Annotated in this window: 11 protein-coding genes; all 11 read left to right on the top strand. The window is 50.1% G+C overall.

Translation table 11 applies throughout. The annotated features are described in order from the left end of the window. Positions 1 to 57: 57 nt before the first annotated feature. The gene (locus H1230_RS24650; protein WP_239712483.1) at positions 58 to 1,494 is read left to right on the top strand and encodes an L-fucose/L-arabinose isomerase family protein; all 1,437 of its coding nucleotides are present in this window, start codon (positions 58 to 60) and stop codon (positions 1,492 to 1,494) included. After that, positions 1,491 to 2,369: a transketolase gene (locus H1230_RS24645; RefSeq protein ID WP_239712482.1), complete on the top strand. Its 879-nt coding sequence runs from the start codon at positions 1,491 to 1,493 to the stop codon at positions 2,367 to 2,369. Before H1230_RS24650 ends, H1230_RS24645 begins: the two co-directional genes overlap by 4 nt. Further along, positions 2,366 to 3,319, top strand: coding sequence for a transketolase family protein (locus H1230_RS24640; RefSeq protein ID WP_239712481.1), 954 nt, complete (start codon positions 2,366 to 2,368; stop codon positions 3,317 to 3,319). The genes H1230_RS24645 and H1230_RS24640 overlap by 4 nt, the downstream gene beginning before the upstream one ends. Then, positions 3,316 to 4,845, top strand: coding sequence for an FGGY family carbohydrate kinase (locus tag H1230_RS24635; protein WP_239712480.1), 1,530 nt, complete (start codon positions 3,316 to 3,318; stop codon positions 4,843 to 4,845). The genes H1230_RS24640 and H1230_RS24635 overlap by 4 nt, the downstream gene beginning before the upstream one ends. A 51-nt stretch (positions 4,846 to 4,896) precedes the next feature. Beyond that, positions 4,897 to 7,572 carry a glycoside hydrolase family 78 protein gene (locus tag H1230_RS24630; RefSeq protein WP_239712479.1) on the top strand — a complete coding sequence of 892 codons (2,676 nt, stop codon included), beginning with the start codon at positions 4,897 to 4,899 and terminating at the stop codon, positions 7,570 to 7,572. Between the two features lie 561 nt (positions 7,573 to 8,133). After that, entirely contained in the window at positions 8,134 to 9,861 is a 1,728-nt protein-coding gene (locus tag H1230_RS24625; protein WP_239712478.1) for a sensor histidine kinase, read from the top strand. A 112-nt stretch (positions 9,862 to 9,973) separates the two neighbouring features. Further along, the gene (locus H1230_RS24620; protein ID WP_239717544.1) at positions 9,974 to 11,314 is read left to right on the top strand and encodes an ABC transporter substrate-binding protein; all 1,341 of its coding nucleotides are present in this window, start codon (positions 9,974 to 9,976) and stop codon (positions 11,312 to 11,314) included. 125 nt (positions 11,315 to 11,439) lie between these two features. Then, positions 11,440 to 12,309: a carbohydrate ABC transporter permease gene (locus tag H1230_RS24615; protein ID WP_239712477.1), complete on the top strand. Its 870-nt coding sequence runs from the start codon at positions 11,440 to 11,442 to the stop codon at positions 12,307 to 12,309. Further along, positions 12,309 to 13,133: a carbohydrate ABC transporter permease gene (locus H1230_RS24610; protein WP_239712476.1), complete on the top strand. Its 825-nt coding sequence runs from the start codon at positions 12,309 to 12,311 to the stop codon at positions 13,131 to 13,133. The genes H1230_RS24615 and H1230_RS24610 overlap by 1 nt, the downstream gene beginning before the upstream one ends. Before the next feature lie 68 nt (positions 13,134 to 13,201). Beyond that, positions 13,202 to 14,830: a response regulator transcription factor gene (locus H1230_RS24605; RefSeq protein ID WP_239712475.1), complete on the top strand. Its 1,629-nt coding sequence runs from the start codon at positions 13,202 to 13,204 to the stop codon at positions 14,828 to 14,830. Then, positions 14,815 to 16,539 (top strand): glycoside hydrolase family 127 protein, encoded by a 1,725-nt coding sequence (locus tag H1230_RS24600; RefSeq protein ID WP_239712474.1) that lies wholly within the window; start codon positions 14,815 to 14,817, stop codon positions 16,537 to 16,539. The genes H1230_RS24605 and H1230_RS24600 overlap by 16 nt, the downstream gene beginning before the upstream one ends. The last annotated feature ends 105 nt before the right edge of the window (positions 16,540 to 16,644 follow it).

Raw genomic sequence — 16,644 nt, 5'->3', positions numbered from 1 at the left:
TGCCGTTCAGCAGCCTATTGATCCTCTCTCTAACTATATTGCACGGAGGAATTCATAATGAAGAAGTTAAAGCTTGGTTACGCTCCGACACGTCGGTTCACATTTAGCGCAGAGGATGCCTTCCGCTACAAAGTAACGATCCGCGACAAGATTGAATCCTTCGGGCTTCCTATCGAGATTGTTGACCTTGAGGGCCTGAACGAAGAAGGCCTGCTGTATGACGATAATATCGGAGCGGATGCCATCATCGAACGCTTCCAACAGGAAAAGGTGGATGCCGTCTTCTTCCCTCACTGTAATTTCGGAACAGAGGATACAGTCGCCCGTGTCGCCAAAGCACTGGGCAAGCCAGTTCTGTTATGGGGACCGCGAGACGAAGCCCCTCTGGAGGATGGAATGAGACTGCGGGATACACAGTGCGGATTGTTCGCAACAGGCAAGGTGCTGCGGCGATTTAATGTTCCGTTCACTTATGTGACGAACTGTCGGGTGGATGATCCTGTTTTTGAAAGGGGTTTCACCAATTTCGTTGCTGCGGCTAATGTTGTCCGTCAATTCCGCTCTCTGCGCATTTTGCAGATTGGACCTCGTCCGACTTCCTTCTGGACCATGATGTGCAACGAAGGGGAACTGCTGGAGCGGTTTGGGATTGAACTATATCCTATTACCCTGATTGATATTACACGGGCCGCCAAACAGCAGGAGAAGAAGAACAGTCCAGAGCTGCTGGAGACCATTGCTTATATTCGCGAGAAGCTGGATACGAGCGAAATTACGGATGAGGCGATCATACGTGTGGCTGCGTTGAAGGTGGCGATGAAGAAATACGCCGTTGACTCGGGCAGTACCGCAATCGCGATTCAATGCTGGTCGGCGTTACAGGAGAGTATAGGCATCATGCCTTGCCTCGCGAATGCCATTCTGACGGACGAACAGATTCCGGTAACCTGTGAAACGGATATTCATGGAGCAATCACCTCGATTATGGTGCAAGCTGCAGCGATGAATCAGGCTCCAACCTTCTTCGCGGACTTAACGATCCGCCATCCGGCGAATGACAATGCCGAGTTGCTATTCCATTGCGGCAACTTCCCGGTATCTCTATCTATTGAGGACAAACCGAAGATGCGCAGACACTTTCTGTTCGACGATCATGCTCCAGGCACGCATGAGGGAGAGATTCGCGGCGGGGAGATGACGCTGGCCCGCTTTGACGGGGACCATGGCGAATATTCCTTATTCCTCGGCAAAGCGAAAGGTGTAGAGGGGCCATTTACCCGTGGTTCTTATGTGTGGGTGGAAGTGAACGACTGGCCGCTATGGGAAGAAAAGCTGGTTAAAGGCCCTTATGTCCATCATTCCGTAGGTATTCATGCCAATGTTATTCCTGTTCTGTATGAAGCTTGTAATTATATTCCGGGACTGTCCCCCGATCCTGTTGATCCAACAGAAGAGGAAATCCGTGCCTGGCTGAGAGGGAGTGGAGCGAAATGACAGAGATTACGGAAGTTAATGAAATCACGAGACTGCGCCGCAAGGCTGTTGAGATCCGCATGACACTGCTGAAATTAATTCACCGTGCACAAACAGGGCATACCGGAGGTTCGCTGAGCAACACCGATATTCTGACTGCCTTGTATTACCACACCATGAAGCATGATCCGCAGAATCCCAAATGGGTGGAGCGTGACCGCTTCATTGCCAGCAAGGGCCATTCTGTGGAATCACTATGGGCGGTACTGGCTGATCTGGGTTATTTCCCGCAGGCAGAGCTTGCAACATACAGTGAATTCGGTACCCGGCTGATCGGGCATCCGAACAACAAGGTGCCAGGGATTGAGATGAACACCGGAGCACTTGGACACGGGCTGCCGATTTCTGTGGGCATGGCACTGGCTGCGAAGCGTGACGGCCTGAATTACCGCGTATTCTGTCTCATGGGAGACGGAGAACAGGCGGAAGGTTCGGTATGGGAAGGTGCGATGGCCGGAGCTCATTATAAGCTCGACAATCTCGTAGGCATCATTGACCGCAATGGCCTGCAGATTAGCGGGAGCACAGAAGATGTTATGGGTTCGGAGCCGCTGGACCGCAAGTGGGAAGCTTTTGGCTGGAATGTAGTAGAGATTGATGGTCATGATTTCGGGGCGCTACTCCACGCCTTTGACTCGGCACCGCAGGTTCCGGGCAAACCGACCTTGGTACTGGCTAATACGATTAAGGGCAAGGGCGTATCTTTTGCCGAGAATAAAGTGGAATGGCATCATCATGTGTTGAACGATCAACAACTAGAACAAGCGCTTGCGGAGCTTCAGGTCTTACTGGAATCTCTCGGTGCACCCGAACAGGAAGGGAGTGTCCATTCATGAAAAATACCATTCCTAACAGACAGGCTTTATGTGAAAGCTTACTAGAACTGGCAAAGACGGACAAGGACATCATGGTCCTTACTAGCGATTCGCGGGGGTCAGCGGCACTGGCACCTTTTGCCAAGGCGTATCCGGAGCAATTCGTGGAGACTGGCATCGCTGAGCAGAATATCGTAGGGATAGCAGCCGGACTTGCTCATAGTGGCAAAATACCGTTCGTCGCGTCACCCGCCTGTTTCCTCAGTATGCGCAGCATTGAGCAGGTAAAGGTGGATGTGGCTTACTCGAATACGAATGTGAAGCTGATCGGCATCAGCGGCGGGGTCAGTTATGGAGCCCTGGGCATGTCGCATCATTCTCTGCAGGATTTCGCAGTGACGCGGGCGATTCCAGGATTAACGGTAATAGTGCCTGCAGACCGGCATGAAACCAAAAAAATGACTGAAGCCCTCGTTAAGCATAAAGGCGGAGTATACGTTCGTATCGGCCGCAATGCGGTGGAGGATGTGTATGAATCGGATGATTACGAGTTTGAGATTGGCAAAGCTGTGCGGATGCGTGAAGGGAATGAATTGACGATTATCGCCGCTGGCGAAACCGTGCGGATCGCACTGGATGCCGCCGATGTATTGGAGCAGCAAGGCATCAACGTTAGAGTACTGAATATGCATACCCTCAAGCCGCTAGATAACGAGGCGGTGTTGGCTGCAGCCCGGGAGACTGGAGCTATCATTACAGTGGAGGAGCATAGCATATTCGGAGGTCTCGGAGCAGCGGTGGCGGAGGTTACCTCAGGTGGAGCGCCCGTTCCTGTGCGCATTCTGGGAATACCGGATGAGCCGGCAATCGCTGGCAAGACCGCGGAGATCTTCCAGCATTATGGCATAACTGCGGAGAATATAAGCCAGATCGCCAAGACTATTGTAAAAGGACGGGTGACGACGGGATGACGGAAGCAGCCTCTGCGGCCCCCCTTTATATACTGACAGTAGATCAGAGCACTACAGGTACCAAAGCCCTGCTGACAGACCGCAGCGGCAGCATTATCTATCGTTATGCCGTCGCACACCGGCAAATTTATCCACAGGATGGCTGGGTGGAGCATGATCCGCTGGAGATATACGACAATGTCAAAGCCGCCATTAAGCATATTGTGGCAGACTCAGGCGTGAAGGCTTCCGAGATTGCCGGATTGACGATTACGAATCAGCGGGAGACCGCTCTGCTCTGGGACCGTGAAACCGGTCTGCCGCTAGGTAATGCGATCGTCTGGCAATGCCGCCGGACAATCGACACCTGCGAGCGGCTGAAGCGTGAAGGCTGGGAGGAGCGGATTCGTGAGAAGACGGGGCTGCTGCTCGATCCTTATTTCTCTGCCGGCAAATGGAAATGGCTGCTGGAGCATCAAGCAGGTTCACTGAGCCGAAGCAGAATTCTGGCTGGCAATATGGATGCTTGGCTGATCTGGAAGCTGACGGGCGGTAAGGTGCATGCCACCGATTTCACCAATGCCAGCCGAACCCAGCTGTTCAATATTCACACACTGGAATGGGATGAAGAGTTAGCCGGGGTATTCGGCGTTCCTCTGAACATACTGCCGCAGGTGCAGGCAAGTGACCGGATATTCGGAGTGATTGCAGACCCGGAATTACATCCGCTGCAACTGCCGATTACAGGAGTAATAGGGGATTCGCAAGCCGCTCTGTTCGGCCAGCAATGCATCCGTCCTGGGATGGCTAAGGGCACTTATGGTACAGGAACTTCCGTCATGCTATATGCCGGTACGAATCCGCCGAAGGCGGCGAACGGCCTGGTGACGGCTATTGCCTGGGGTATCGGAAACAAGGTAGAGTACGCACTGGAAGCCATTATTCATTCGACAGGGGATGCCCTGAATTGGGTCAAGGATCAGATGGGCTTATTTAAGACCTATGAGGAGCTGGAACGCGAAACAGCCTTAATTGAAGACACTGGTGGCGTGTACCTGATTCCTGCCTTTGTGGGCTTGGGCGCGCCTTATTGGAATCCGAGCGCCAGAGCAGCCATAGTTGGACTGAATCGCAGCTCAGGGCGGAGGGAGATTATGCGGGCGGCACTGGAAAGTATTGCTCACCAGGTTACGGATGCTGTTGCCCTCTTGGAACAAGAAACGGGGATCAAGCTGAAGGAGCTGCGTGTGGACGGCGGAGCGACAACGAACGGATTACTAATGCAGCTGCAGGCAGATCTGCTGCGGGCACCGGTGGCCTGTCCGGAAGCAGTAGAGCTGTCGGCACTTGGCTCTGCTTATATCGGCGGCCTGGCACTTGGTTATTGGCGGCGGGAGGAGCTTGAAGCCTTATACCGGAAGAGGAGAACGTATGCACCAGCGATGGGTGAGGAACAGCGCTTCAAGCTCCGGCGCGGCTGGCTGTCGGCAGTAGCTGGAACGCTAGCGGTGGAGGGTGCGCTGCAGAGGGAAAAGCTGACTACGTAAAGAAGCATGTTGAGTAATCTAGAGTTGAGCTGAATAATGGAGGAACTTGTAATGACAATTTCGGTTATAGGCTGCAGGACTGAATATTTGGACAATCCGCTTGGACTCGATGTGCAACATCCACGCCTGTTCTGGAAGCTGGAATCAGTGACGTCTGCCGCTGCGCAGACTGCATATCAGGTTCTGGTTGCTGCCACTCAAGAAGGGCTGGACCAGAATATTGGGGATATGTGGGACAGCGGCAAGAGGGAAACCAGCCATTCCACCCATATCGTCTATGAAGGAGCGGTTCTTCAGGCAGAAAGCACCTATTATTGGAAGGTCCGGGTGTGGGATGAACAGCATGTGATATCGGCCTGGAGCGAACCAGCTCTGTGGAGTATGGGCATTCTGGCCCGTACCGGCTGGAAGGCCAAATGGATTGGCCGCAAAGCCGAAGCGGATCTGAAAATGCAGCCATCGCCATTTTTCCGCAAGGACTTTACATTGGGGTCGAAGGTTAAGCGGGCGGTGGTTTATGCCACGGCGCTTGGACTATACAATCTGCGAGTGAATGGCGAAAAGGTTGGTGACCTGTTCACCCCGGGCTGGACCGATTATGATCAACGGGTTCAGGTTCAGGCTTACGATGTTACGGACAAAGTGACGCAAGGGGATAATGCTTTCGGCGTTATTTTGGGCGAAGGCTGGTATGCAGGAACGGTTGGATTTATCTCCGACAAGATCTATGGCGAGCGGCCCTTTCTTTTTCTGCAGATGTCTGTAGAGTACGAGGATGGCACGAAAGAGCGGATGATCACGGATGGCAGCTGGAAAACAACCAGAGGTCCTATCCAATATTCCGATATGATTCTGGGCGAGAAATATGATGCGACTCAGGAGCTGCCGGGCTGGGATCGGGCGGGGTATGATGATTCTGCTTGGGAGATTCCAGACATCCGGCCAGGATATAACGGACTGCTGATAGCATCCATGGAACCGCCAATTCGGATTACGAAGACGATGCGGCCGCTAAGCCTGCGCAAGACTGAGGCTGGAACCTATATTTATGATATGGGCCAAAATATGGTTGGCTGGTCGGAAGTGAAGGTCAAGGGTGAACGTGGGACGCAAATTACACTCAGCCACGCAGAGATGCTGAATACGGATGGCAGTATGTATCTCGATAATTTGCGGGTGGCTGTGCAGCAGGAGCATTATATTCTGAAGGGCGATGGTGAGGAGCGGTACGAGCCTCATTTCACCTTTCACGGCTTCCGCTATGTGGAACTGATTGGATACCCGGGAGAACCTGATCTGGATACGATAATCGGTAAGGTAATTCATTCGGATACCTCGGTGTCGGGCAGCCTCGAAACCTCTGATCCCATGGTCAATCAGCTGTACTCCAACATTACCTGGGGACAGCGCGGAAACTTTTTGTCCGTGCCAACGGACTGTCCGCAACGGGATGAACGGCTTGGCTGGACGGGGGATGCACAGATTTTTGCCCGCACGGCTTCTTATAATATGGATGTGTCCCGCTTCTTCAATAAATTTATGTGGGATATGATTGATGCCCAGCAGCCTTCCGGTGCATTCACGGACGTGGCTCCGGATGCTGGCTGGATGCGCTACAAGATGTGGAGCACAAGGCTGGACTGGTTCGCTCCCGATAATGCGGGCTGGGGGGACGCGGGTGTCGTGATTCCGTGGACGTTATATCTGATGTACGGAGATATCCGTGTGCTGGAAACTCATTATGTAGCTATGGTTCGCTGGGTAGAGTACTTGGAGTCGATGACGGATGATTTGGTGCGACCGGATTATGCCAATTATGGCGACTGGTTGTCCATTGGTGCGGATACGCCAAATGATGTACTGGCTACCGCTTATTTTGCCTACAGCACGAAGCTGTTGGCCTCTATTTCCGAGGTGCTGGGCAAGTCTGCGGATCAGAAGCGTTTTGAGACTTTGTTCGCGGGAATTACTGAAGCTTTCCGGGCTGCGTTTGTGGCGGCAGATGGCCGTATTCAAGGCAATACTCAAACTGTGTATGTACTCGCGCTGCAATTTGGCCTCTTAACACCGGATCAGCAGACGTTGGCTGTTCAGCATTTAGTCGAGGATATTAAAGCCCGTGGGAATCGTCTGTCAACAGGCTTTCTCGGTGTAGGTTATCTGCTGCCTGCGCTGAGCGACCATGGTCAACTGGACGTAGCGTATTCGCTATTGACGCAGGAAGAATTCCCTTCCTGGATGTACTCGATCAAACATGGAGCAACGACGATTTGGGAACGTTGGGATGGTTGGACCGAGGAGAACGGTTTTCAGACGCCGGATATGAATTCCTTCAATCACTATTCCCTTGGTTCTGTGGGAGAGTGGATGTTCCGCTATATGGCGGGTCTGGAGACTGATCCGCAACAGCCAGGCTTTAAGCATTCCATTATCCGTCCGCAGCCGGGAGGGAAGATTACTTCGGTCAAAGCAGGCTACGAAAGCCTGTACGGAAGCTTACAGGTAGAGTGGCAGTTGGCGAACGACGGAGTGTTCCAGCTCACTGTGCATATTCCGGCTAATACAACGGCAACGGTGTATGTTCCGGGCAGCGGCGCTAGAGTAGAGGCGAAAGTTGCGGGCAATGCGCTGGCTCAGCCGACTCTTGCGGTGGAGGCTGAAGTGCAAGCGGCATCGGCCTTCCATATCGGCTCGGGGACCTATAGCTTCACTTCTCGGATTCAATGATTTGGGTAATATTAACATCATTTTCTGCTGTTAAATTGACTCACTCAGCACTTTAAAACAAATTAACATGAATTTCTGCCTCTAATATGGCTCATGGAAGCTGATTTCTTAAAAACAGAGGAATATAACGGCATGAACTGCTGTTAAATTGAGGAAATAGCTGGAATTGAGCGATTTAGCGGCATTAACTGCTGTTAATGTAATCCATTCTTCCAAGACTGTGCTAAGGTCAAGTCGCATCAGCATTTGTTCTGGTGATGAACGGGTCAGGTGGCAGAAACAGCCAGTTACTTTGGCGAGAGGTAAGACAGCTAAGCAATAGCTGTTTTGCCTTTTTTTATGTAGAGGAAGATTAAGATGTGAGGAGTAAAAGGTTATATTTGGAAACGAAGGAGCGCAGCAATGCAAGGGTCTGAAATTGAACAATTCTTTGTTTAATTAATGTAGTAAAATAATCTCAATAGAGAGGGGGGTACTTATGCAGTTATGGAATAACTTCCGCTACCGGATCTCGGGCATCCGTACGACGCTGCTCTTAAGCTATTTGGTTATTATTTTTATTTGCATTGCCATGGTGGGGCAGCCTCCTACTATATTTCCTATAAATCGATGTTGGAGAAGGTCGAAACGGCCAGCTTTCAGATCGTACGGCAAATTGAAAATAATATGGATAACGATATGCACAGCAAACGCAATCTGCTGCTGTCTCCTTACTACAATCAGCAATACATAGATGATATCAACGCTTATGCCTCTGTGAACAGCGAGAGCAAATTTGTGATCCGACAAAGTTTCGAGGATTTGTATTTGAAAACGTTTAATACAACTCCGATCACAGATTTTGTCCGCTTTCGGATCTATTACAGCACAGGTGAGATGATGAGTTCTTCCAACAATAGCGCCCATGAGGAGCCTGCTGAAGTGCGGAATGCATCATGGTTCAAGGACACAGTGAACAAGGACGGAAGAGTGAATTTCATTAACGTTCCAGACTCGGAATCCATCTCCGAAGAGCGGACCATTGCTTACTCGACAGCGATTCTAATCCGTGATTTTGCCAACCCTGATCAATTCATTGTGGTTCGTGCCGATTACAGCGACAGCTTATTCCGCAGCATTTCCCAGAATGCCGATCTTACAGAGACCAGTAAATTTCTTGTGCTGGATGAGAACAATTCCCCCGTATATGTTTCGGAAGGCTATTCAGCAGATCTGTTGCAGGATATTCTATCCCGCATGGAGGGGAAGCAAGGGAAGTTCTGGTTCAATCATGAGGACAGCCAGTACTTTATCTCGTATACCCGTTCAGAATATTCAGGCTGGAAAACGGTGCTGCTGATGCCAAAAGAAGAAATTGTAAGTCCGCTAAATTCGATCAAAACGGCGGTCATTTATACAGGCGCTTTTGCTTTCATGATCACCTTTCTGCTGTCCATTCTGCTGGGTCGGATGATTACGAAGCCAATTCTTGATTTACATAAAAGCGTCAACCGGATCAAACGGGGCGATTTCTCCGTAGGGCTGGATGTGAACCGCAGAGATGAAATCGGCCGGATCGCGATGAACTTCAATGCGATGCGCAATGAATTGCAAATGCTGATTGAGAACAAATATATCTACCAGATCAAGCTGCAGGAAGCGGAGCTGGCCATGCTCTATTCGCAGATCAATCCGCATTTTCTCTATAACACTCTCGACAGTATTAAGGCTATGGCCGACTACTATTCGGTGGAAGAGATTAGCGAGATGGCGCAGTCACTGGCAGACATGTTCCGTTACAACATCAAGAACAGCGATGAGATAGTTTCCCTGCGCGAGGAGTTGGAGCAGATTGAGGCTTATATCAGAATTCAAAGCTTCCGGTTTGAAGGGAAGTTTCAATATAGTGTGGACGTGGAAGAAGAGCTGTATGATTATCCGATTTTGAAAATGACATTACAGCCGCTGGTGGAGAACGCAGTCTTCCATGGGATTGAGCCGATGAGAGAAAAAGGTAGGATTGTGATCACTGCCCGCAGATACGCAGACGGAGTACATCTTAGTGTCAGCGATAACGGGGGCGGGATGACAGAGGAAAGACTGGAGGAAATCCGGGCTGCGCTCGTGCGTCCGGTAGTTCAGGAACAATATCTGAGCTTGCCCTCTGGTGTAGGGATTGGCATCCGCAATGTATATGCCCGTTATGCTATTCGTTACGGAACGAGAATGGAGTTCCGGATCGAAAGCAATGAAGGTGCAGGAACGCTGATTACGCTGCTACTTCGTGAAGAAGCTGCCGGAAAGTCGTAATAATCAACACTAATAGTCGAGATCGTGAATGGGAGATGGAAAGCGCTTGCATTAAAATAAAGGAGTAGCACAGGGAGCTAGAATAATGGGGAGGTTATAGCAAGTGAGAAAAATGAAAACGGTATCAATGTTGCTCGTAGTATCTCTGGCATTGCTCGGTTTGGCAGGTTGCGGAGGGAATAATAATAACAGCAATGCGGCAAACGGCAATACAGCGAATACAGACGCAACCGCCACAAACACCAAAGCGAAGGACCCAGTTACGCTTAGCTTTGTGATTCCCAATACGGTCGATACGGCACCATTTACCCAATTGTTCGGAGAATTCGAGAAACAGACAGGTAACAAGGTTGAATTGCAAGCGCTTCCGGGCGGGGAATTCGACAATATGATGAAGACGCGTTTCTCTACAGGTGATTTTCCGGATCTGTTCTTGATGCAGCCTGGTACGAAGCAATACGTAAAGCTGCGGGCAGATGAAATGCTGCGCGAGTGGTCCGGCGATGCGGATGTATGGGCACGAATCATTCCTTCAATGAAGGACGCGCAAACCCTTGACGGTAAAATCTATGGTGTCCCTTATGGAGCTACCGGCATGTACGGCGTGTTCTATAACAAGGATGTATTTGCAAAAGCTGGTGTAGAGCCACCTAAAAATTATGCTGACCTCATTGCAATTGCTAAAAAAATTAAAGCAACGGGTGTTACCCCGTTCTATGAAGGCGTTAAGGACGGCTGGCCTGCCCAAATCTTCTATCTGACAGGCTGGGTATCGAATGTGGACCCTGCCATCGGTGATGAAGGTGTCGCTAAGCTGCAGACGAATGAACTGAAGATGAATAAGATTCCAGCGCTGAAGGATCTGTTCGTTAAGCAGAAGGAGCTCATAGATCTGGGCTTGTATCAGGATAATGTGCTGGCAGGTACCTTTGATGAGATGCAGACGATGCTTGGTGAAGGAAAAGCTGCTATGGTCTTCAATCTGGATGGTATTATCCCGCAGTTGGAGAAGAAGTTCGGCAAAGAGTTTGTTAACGATAAGCTTGGCTTCTTCCCGTTCCCATCAGATACAGATCAAGGTGTAGCGTTAGTCACTCCTCCGAATCAGTTGATGATTCCTACCCAAGCCAAACATGCGGATGCCGCAGTCGAATTGGTGAAGTTCATGCTTACGAAAGAGATGACAGATATGTATTATGCTGCAGCTCCGGGTATTCCAATCTTTGAGGATGCCAAGGTAGAGCTGGTTCCGGTTCAACAGACTGTTAAAGATTTGATTGAAGCCGGTAAATCCAAAATTAACATCCAGAACCGTCTGACTCCGGTCTTTGCAGATTTCCAGAAGCTACTGCAAATCTTCTTTATCAATGGCGATGTGGATAAGGCATACAATGATTTCGCGGCCAACTATGAGAAGGACGGCAAATCGAAGCTTCTCGAAGGCTTCAAGTAAGTACAGAAGGAATTGGGGCTATAGCCGCCGCCCGCTTGTATCCTGTAACTTGTTCAGGCAGGCGGCAGCAGGTCCAATCTGATTAGTCCTTTCGGCTGACAAAATAGAGAAAAGGAGAGAGATCCATGAAAGGACGCAAATACCCTTTATATTTTGCATTTCCAGCGCTCGCGGTGTTCTTGCTGTTCTTCATTACGCCGACGGTTATCGGCTTCTATTACAGCTTTACCGACTGGAACATTAACGCAGATACGATATCTTTTAACGGGCTAGATAATTACCGGGCGTTGTTTCAAGAGCCGAGACTCTTGACCGCTTTTAAGAATACGCTTATATTCGCAGCTGCAGTTACCGTGTTTCAGAATGTTTTGGGACTTGGACTGGCGCTGATTCTCAACGAGGCACTCAAGGCAAAGAATTTTTTGCGGATGATCTTTTTTATGCCTTATGTCATCTCACCGATCGTCATTGGCTATATTTTTCGGGCTATCTATCATCCCTCGAACGGTATCATTAATCATGTGCTGAACTCCGTAGGACTGGGCTTTATGGCCCAGGATTGGCTCAATAATCCGAAGTTTGCCTTATTTTCAATCATCATGACAGATTTATGGCGGGTTACAGGCTTCTCCATGGTTGTCTATCTGGCAGGTCTGCAATTCATCTCCAAGGATCTAATTGAGAGTTCCTCCATTGATGGAGCGCATTACTGGCAACGTTTCCGCTTTATTGTATTCCCTCTCTTGGCGGCTTCTTTAACGGTGAATGTGCTGCTGGCGATGATCAATTCGATGAAAATCTTTGAAATGGTGATGGTGCTGACAGATGGCGGGCCAGGGTATACGACAGAAGTATTCTTCACTTATATAAGGAATATGTTCAGTACGGGGCAATTTGGATATGCTACTGCGGTCAATCTGATGCTGTTTGTGCTGGTTACCATAATCGGTGTGCCTGTACTAATGGGCCTGAAGAAGAGGGAGATGGAATACTGATGCAAACGCAGAAACGTGGCAGGTTGATTATGCTGGAGGTAGTGGCTTTTGCGCTGGCGATTGTGATCCTGATCCCTTTCTTCATGATTCTGATTAACTCCTTCAAGGACATTCGCGAATCCGCATTGTTTGGTCTTGGATTGCCATCCGTGTGGAAGTTCTCCAACTATAAAGATGTATTCGAGCAGGCCAATATCCTACGCGGATTTAAAAATAGTGTCATGATCTCCGCTTCGGTAGTCGTATGTGTCAACCTATTTGCCTCGATGGCGGCTTTCGTCATTCAGCGGAGGGATGACAAGTTCATGCGTGGCACCTTTTATATGTTCATTGTGGGCCTTATCGTTCCGGTATCTATTGTGCCGACGATCAAGCTGATGAGCGATCTGCATATTAAAGGTACCTACTTCAGTCTGGTGATGTATTATACGGCGGTGCTGCTGCCCTTTGCGATCTTCATGCTGGTAGGCTTCATGAAATCAATTCCTCGTGAGCTGGATGAAGCAGCATTGCTGGAGGGCAGTAGTTATTTCCGGCTCTATTTTCAAATGATTCTGCCGCTCCTGATGACGGTTCTGGTTACTGTAACTATCGTCGTACTGGTGTCGGTGTGGAATGACTTCTTTGGGCCTTTTTACCTCATGACGGATAGCACCAAGTGGACGCTTGTGCTGCAGGTATTCAACTTCGTCACTCTTTACAGTACCAACTGGGGCGTTGTATTCGCCTTCATGGTGATGGTGGTTGCACCTGTGCTCATCGTTTACTTGTTCCTGCAGCGTTTTATTATTGACGGATTAACAGCGGGTTCGCTGAAAGGCTGATGGTTCGCATTCTCTAAGCCTGCTAGCTCTATTAAGCTCACTTCATCCCTACTTCGGAGGTTATAAACATGCGCAGAGTATTAATCGTTGATGATGAAAAGTGGATACGTAGAGGTTTAATCCAGTCGATTGCCTGGAGTGAATTTGAGCTTACGCTGGTGGGAGAAGCGGAGAATGGAGACGATGCGTATACATTGGCACTAGCTGAACAGCCGGATGTGCTGTTTCTGGATATGCGGATGCCAGGTATGGACGGCAAACAGCTGCTCGGACTGCTCAGCCAGGAGCTGCCGGAGCTGCTGGTCATTGTAATTAGCGGATATTCGGATTTCGAATATACCAAAGAAGCGATCCGCCATAAGGTATTTGATTATTTGTTGAAGCCCGTCCGGAAGGAAGAGCTGAATACGGTACTGCGAAAAGCCTGTGAGGAGCTGCAGCAGCGTGAGGATAACCAGCGTGCAGCCTTGCAGCAAAGAGGACAGGGCTGGCTCCGGGCACTGCTGGACAGTTCGACGGAAGAAGAGGATGGAGTAGCTATTGGCGCGAACGAAGCTATGCCACCGGAATGGTCAGGCCAGGAGCTGGTTGCGCTCATCGGGCAATCGGATGTCTTCTTAGAGACAATGGAGTTGGATTCGGCTTGCTTGCTAAGCTGCCTCCAGGAGCAATTGAACCGAATTCAACCGTTTCTTTTTGGGGGTGGAAGCTGGGCTTATGAAGCCTCGTTTATGACCGGAAGTTCTCGGGAATTGCTGCTTGTGTGTTCAGGTAACCGGTTTGAACAGGATGATCTGCAGCGGGTCTGCGCCATTCTGCAAAATGTACTGAAGCGGGCCGGCTGTCCCTCCGCAAGTGTTGGACTTAGCACGATTAAGCCGGAGGGGCGTAAGCTTCGAGAAGCTGTGCGGGAAGCAGAGCAAGCGCTGAAAGGCAGGCTGCTGGGACAACGTGACGTGGTTCTAGCGGCTGAGCACAAGCTGGCAGTCGCTAAGTTCACCTACCCCGGAGAGCAAGAGCGGGCTTTTCTACTCTCCCTGCAATCCGGGAGCACACTTGCAGCTCAACATGAATTTTTCGAATTTCTGCATAAAGTTTCTATGGATACGCTGTCCGTGGAGCAGTTGCAGCGAAGTTCCTTATTGCTCTTATATGCCATAGAGAAACAGCTTCAGGCCAAAGGCGCTGATTTCGGTCATATTTGCGGAAAAGGCCCTGCGGTTTACACAGAAATTCTGGGTGCACGGAATGATAAAGCTTCTGTAACTAAAATATTCACGGAGGAGCTGATCCCTGCTGTAGCTGACTTTTATAATCGACTTGGCGAGAAGCAGGCGGGGAAAATTGTGGAGGAAATGAAGCAGCAGGTAGAGGCTTATTACGATCAATCCCTATCGCTGCAGGGAATCGCCCAGAGCTACTATATGAATCCAGACTATTTAAGTCGGATCTTTAAGAAAGCAACGGGCAAGAACTTTATCGATTATCTGACCGATGTACGCATAAGCAAATCCAAGGAATTGATGAAGTTTTCTAAATATAAAAATTATGAGATCGCGCAAATGGTGGGATATGAGGATTATCGGTATTTCAGCCAAATTTTCAAAAAAAGACTGGGTATGACTATCGGGGAGTACCGCAATTCCGCAAGCCAGGCCGATCTTCAAGGGAGAGAAGAACCATGTCCAAACATCTGATTCCTGACACACTAATGCTTGAAGAGAGGGCCTTGCACGCCATTAATGCGATTGTGGGCCTTGCCGATCATGATCATGACGGAATTCCGTTTTTCGCGGCCGATTTGCTGCAAGAGCCGGCCTGCATGACCCATGGAGATTGGGACTATGGATCATCGCACGGGCGGATGATTGATGCGCTGGTGCTGGCCCGCCATATGACGGGTTCAACCGAAGGCAAAGAAACGGAAGCGAAGTACCGTGCAAATCTAATGTCTTTTTTCAAAGAAGACGGACTTAGCTACCGCCAGGTCAGCCCAGCCCATGACTGGGAGCCTAACGCCAATCTGATCGACCAACGAGCAGTCATTCTATCCCTGACCTCTTGGTATATGGAGAGTGGAGATCCCAAGGTGAAGGAAGCGGCAGACCGCCATGTAGCTGCATTGAAGCGGATTGCCATTAAAGAACGGGACATCTGGTTCTACCCCGCCTCTGAATATAAGGAAGGGGGCTGGCCCTCCTCGAATGGGATCTTGCTGCGTCTTGCACCGGACCCAGCTTCATTCTGTGGCAGGCTGGTCATGCCACTCCTGAAATATCATGAGGTGACCGGCAATAAGGATGCTTTTGAGTTATGCCAGTTCTTTACGGCGCTGATTATCGAGCGCAGCGGTGTGTTTAATGAGGACGGCAGCTTTAATACGGCGCTCGCGTATCGGAGTGGGCATTTCCACACGCGGATAGGAACGCTGGATGCGATTGCCCGATTCGGGGCTTTTACCGGAAATGCAGCGACGATCGCTTGGGTGAAGAAGAGCTATGATTGGGCGCTGACCGTGGGCACTACCTTCGGCTGGACTCCCGGTGACATGCACGAACAGGCTTATGAACACGAGACTTGTTCGCTGGTGGATCTGATCTCAACCGGAATTACGTTGGCCCAAAGCGGTTATGTTGAATATTGGGGTACTGTAGAACGTTTCCTGCGCAATCATTTAACAGAATCTCAACTGCTCGATTTGGATTGGGTGCAGCAGTCGGAAGACCATTCGAACGATATTCATGGCGATGTTTCCTACTATAAAGTGGCGGACCGGACCAGAGGGGCTTTTGCAGGCTACTCGGCTCCGAATGACTTCGTCTGCGATGTGATTGAAGGGCGGGGACATACGAATGATCTGCAAATCTGCTGCCTCGGCTCGGGAACCCGCGGATTGTTTATGGGCTGGAGCAATACGGTTACAGAGCACAAGGGCACAGTTAGTGTAAACTTCCTGTTGAACCGTGGCTCCAAATGGCTGGATGTACATAGCTATCTGCCTCATGAAGGCAAGATTGTCTTGAACATTAACGCCGATATTCCCCGTCTGCTGGTGCGTATTCCCGAATGGGCAGGCTTCACCAAGATCAAATATACCCGCGAACGTGACGGCATAGTAACAGCAGGACATGGCAAAGAGCCAAGCCGCTGGGTGAACCGCTGCTTCCTGCTGCTGGATGAGGCTTATGAAGGTGAGACGATTACGATTACGTTCCCGCTCAGTATCCGCACAACTGTGGAAACGGCTGTGGATCAGAGCTTTGTGACCGAATGGCGCGGAGATGATGTGGTCAGCATTACCCCACAGGGCAAGACCAAACCGCTCTACACCTCACGTGTAGTATTCGAGCAGGCGCCAATGAAGGAAGGTAGCTTGCGACGTCCGGAGCAGGATTTTATCTGGTAGGGAATTTTGGAACTGTAGGAGCGATAGCGACCGCCTGAAAGCTTTCCGTAGGAAAGCTCGCATCGAAAGCAAAGGCTGTCTCCGGATTTCATCCGCTAAAGCGGC

Origin of the sequence: Paenibacillus sp. 19GGS1-52, assembly GCF_022369515.1 — a bacterium.
Taxonomy (GTDB): domain Bacteria; phylum Bacillota; class Bacilli; order Paenibacillales; family Paenibacillaceae; genus Paenibacillus_AQ.
This window is presented reverse-complemented; position numbering and strand designations above follow the sequence as displayed.

Bases quoted from the DNA above. Each gene is read 5' to 3' on its own strand.
- H1230_RS24610 (WP_239712476.1), top strand. From the start codon at position 12,309: ATGCAAACGCAGAAACGTGGCAGGTTGATTATGCTGGAGGTAGTGGCT.
- H1230_RS24600 (WP_239712474.1), top strand. From the start codon at position 14,815: ATGTCCAAACATCTGATTCCTGACACACTAATGCTTGAAGAGAGGGCC.
- H1230_RS24630 (WP_239712479.1), top strand. From the start codon at position 4,897: ATGACAATTTCGGTTATAGGCTGCAGGACTGAATATTTGGACAATCCG.
- H1230_RS24650 (WP_239712483.1), top strand. From the start codon at position 58: ATGAAGAAGTTAAAGCTTGGTTACGCTCCGACACGTCGGTTCACATTT.
- H1230_RS24640 (WP_239712481.1), top strand. From the start codon at position 2,366: ATGAAAAATACCATTCCTAACAGACAGGCTTTATGTGAAAGCTTACTA.
- H1230_RS24635 (WP_239712480.1), top strand. From the start codon at position 3,316: ATGACGGAAGCAGCCTCTGCGGCCCCCCTTTATATACTGACAGTAGAT.
- H1230_RS24645 (WP_239712482.1), top strand. From the start codon at position 1,491: ATGACAGAGATTACGGAAGTTAATGAAATCACGAGACTGCGCCGCAAG.
- H1230_RS24615 (WP_239712477.1), top strand. From the start codon at position 11,440: ATGAAAGGACGCAAATACCCTTTATATTTTGCATTTCCAGCGCTCGCG.
- H1230_RS24605 (WP_239712475.1), top strand. From the start codon at position 13,202: ATGCGCAGAGTATTAATCGTTGATGATGAAAAGTGGATACGTAGAGGT.
- H1230_RS24620 (WP_239717544.1), top strand. From the start codon at position 9,974: ATGAAAACGGTATCAATGTTGCTCGTAGTATCTCTGGCATTGCTCGGT.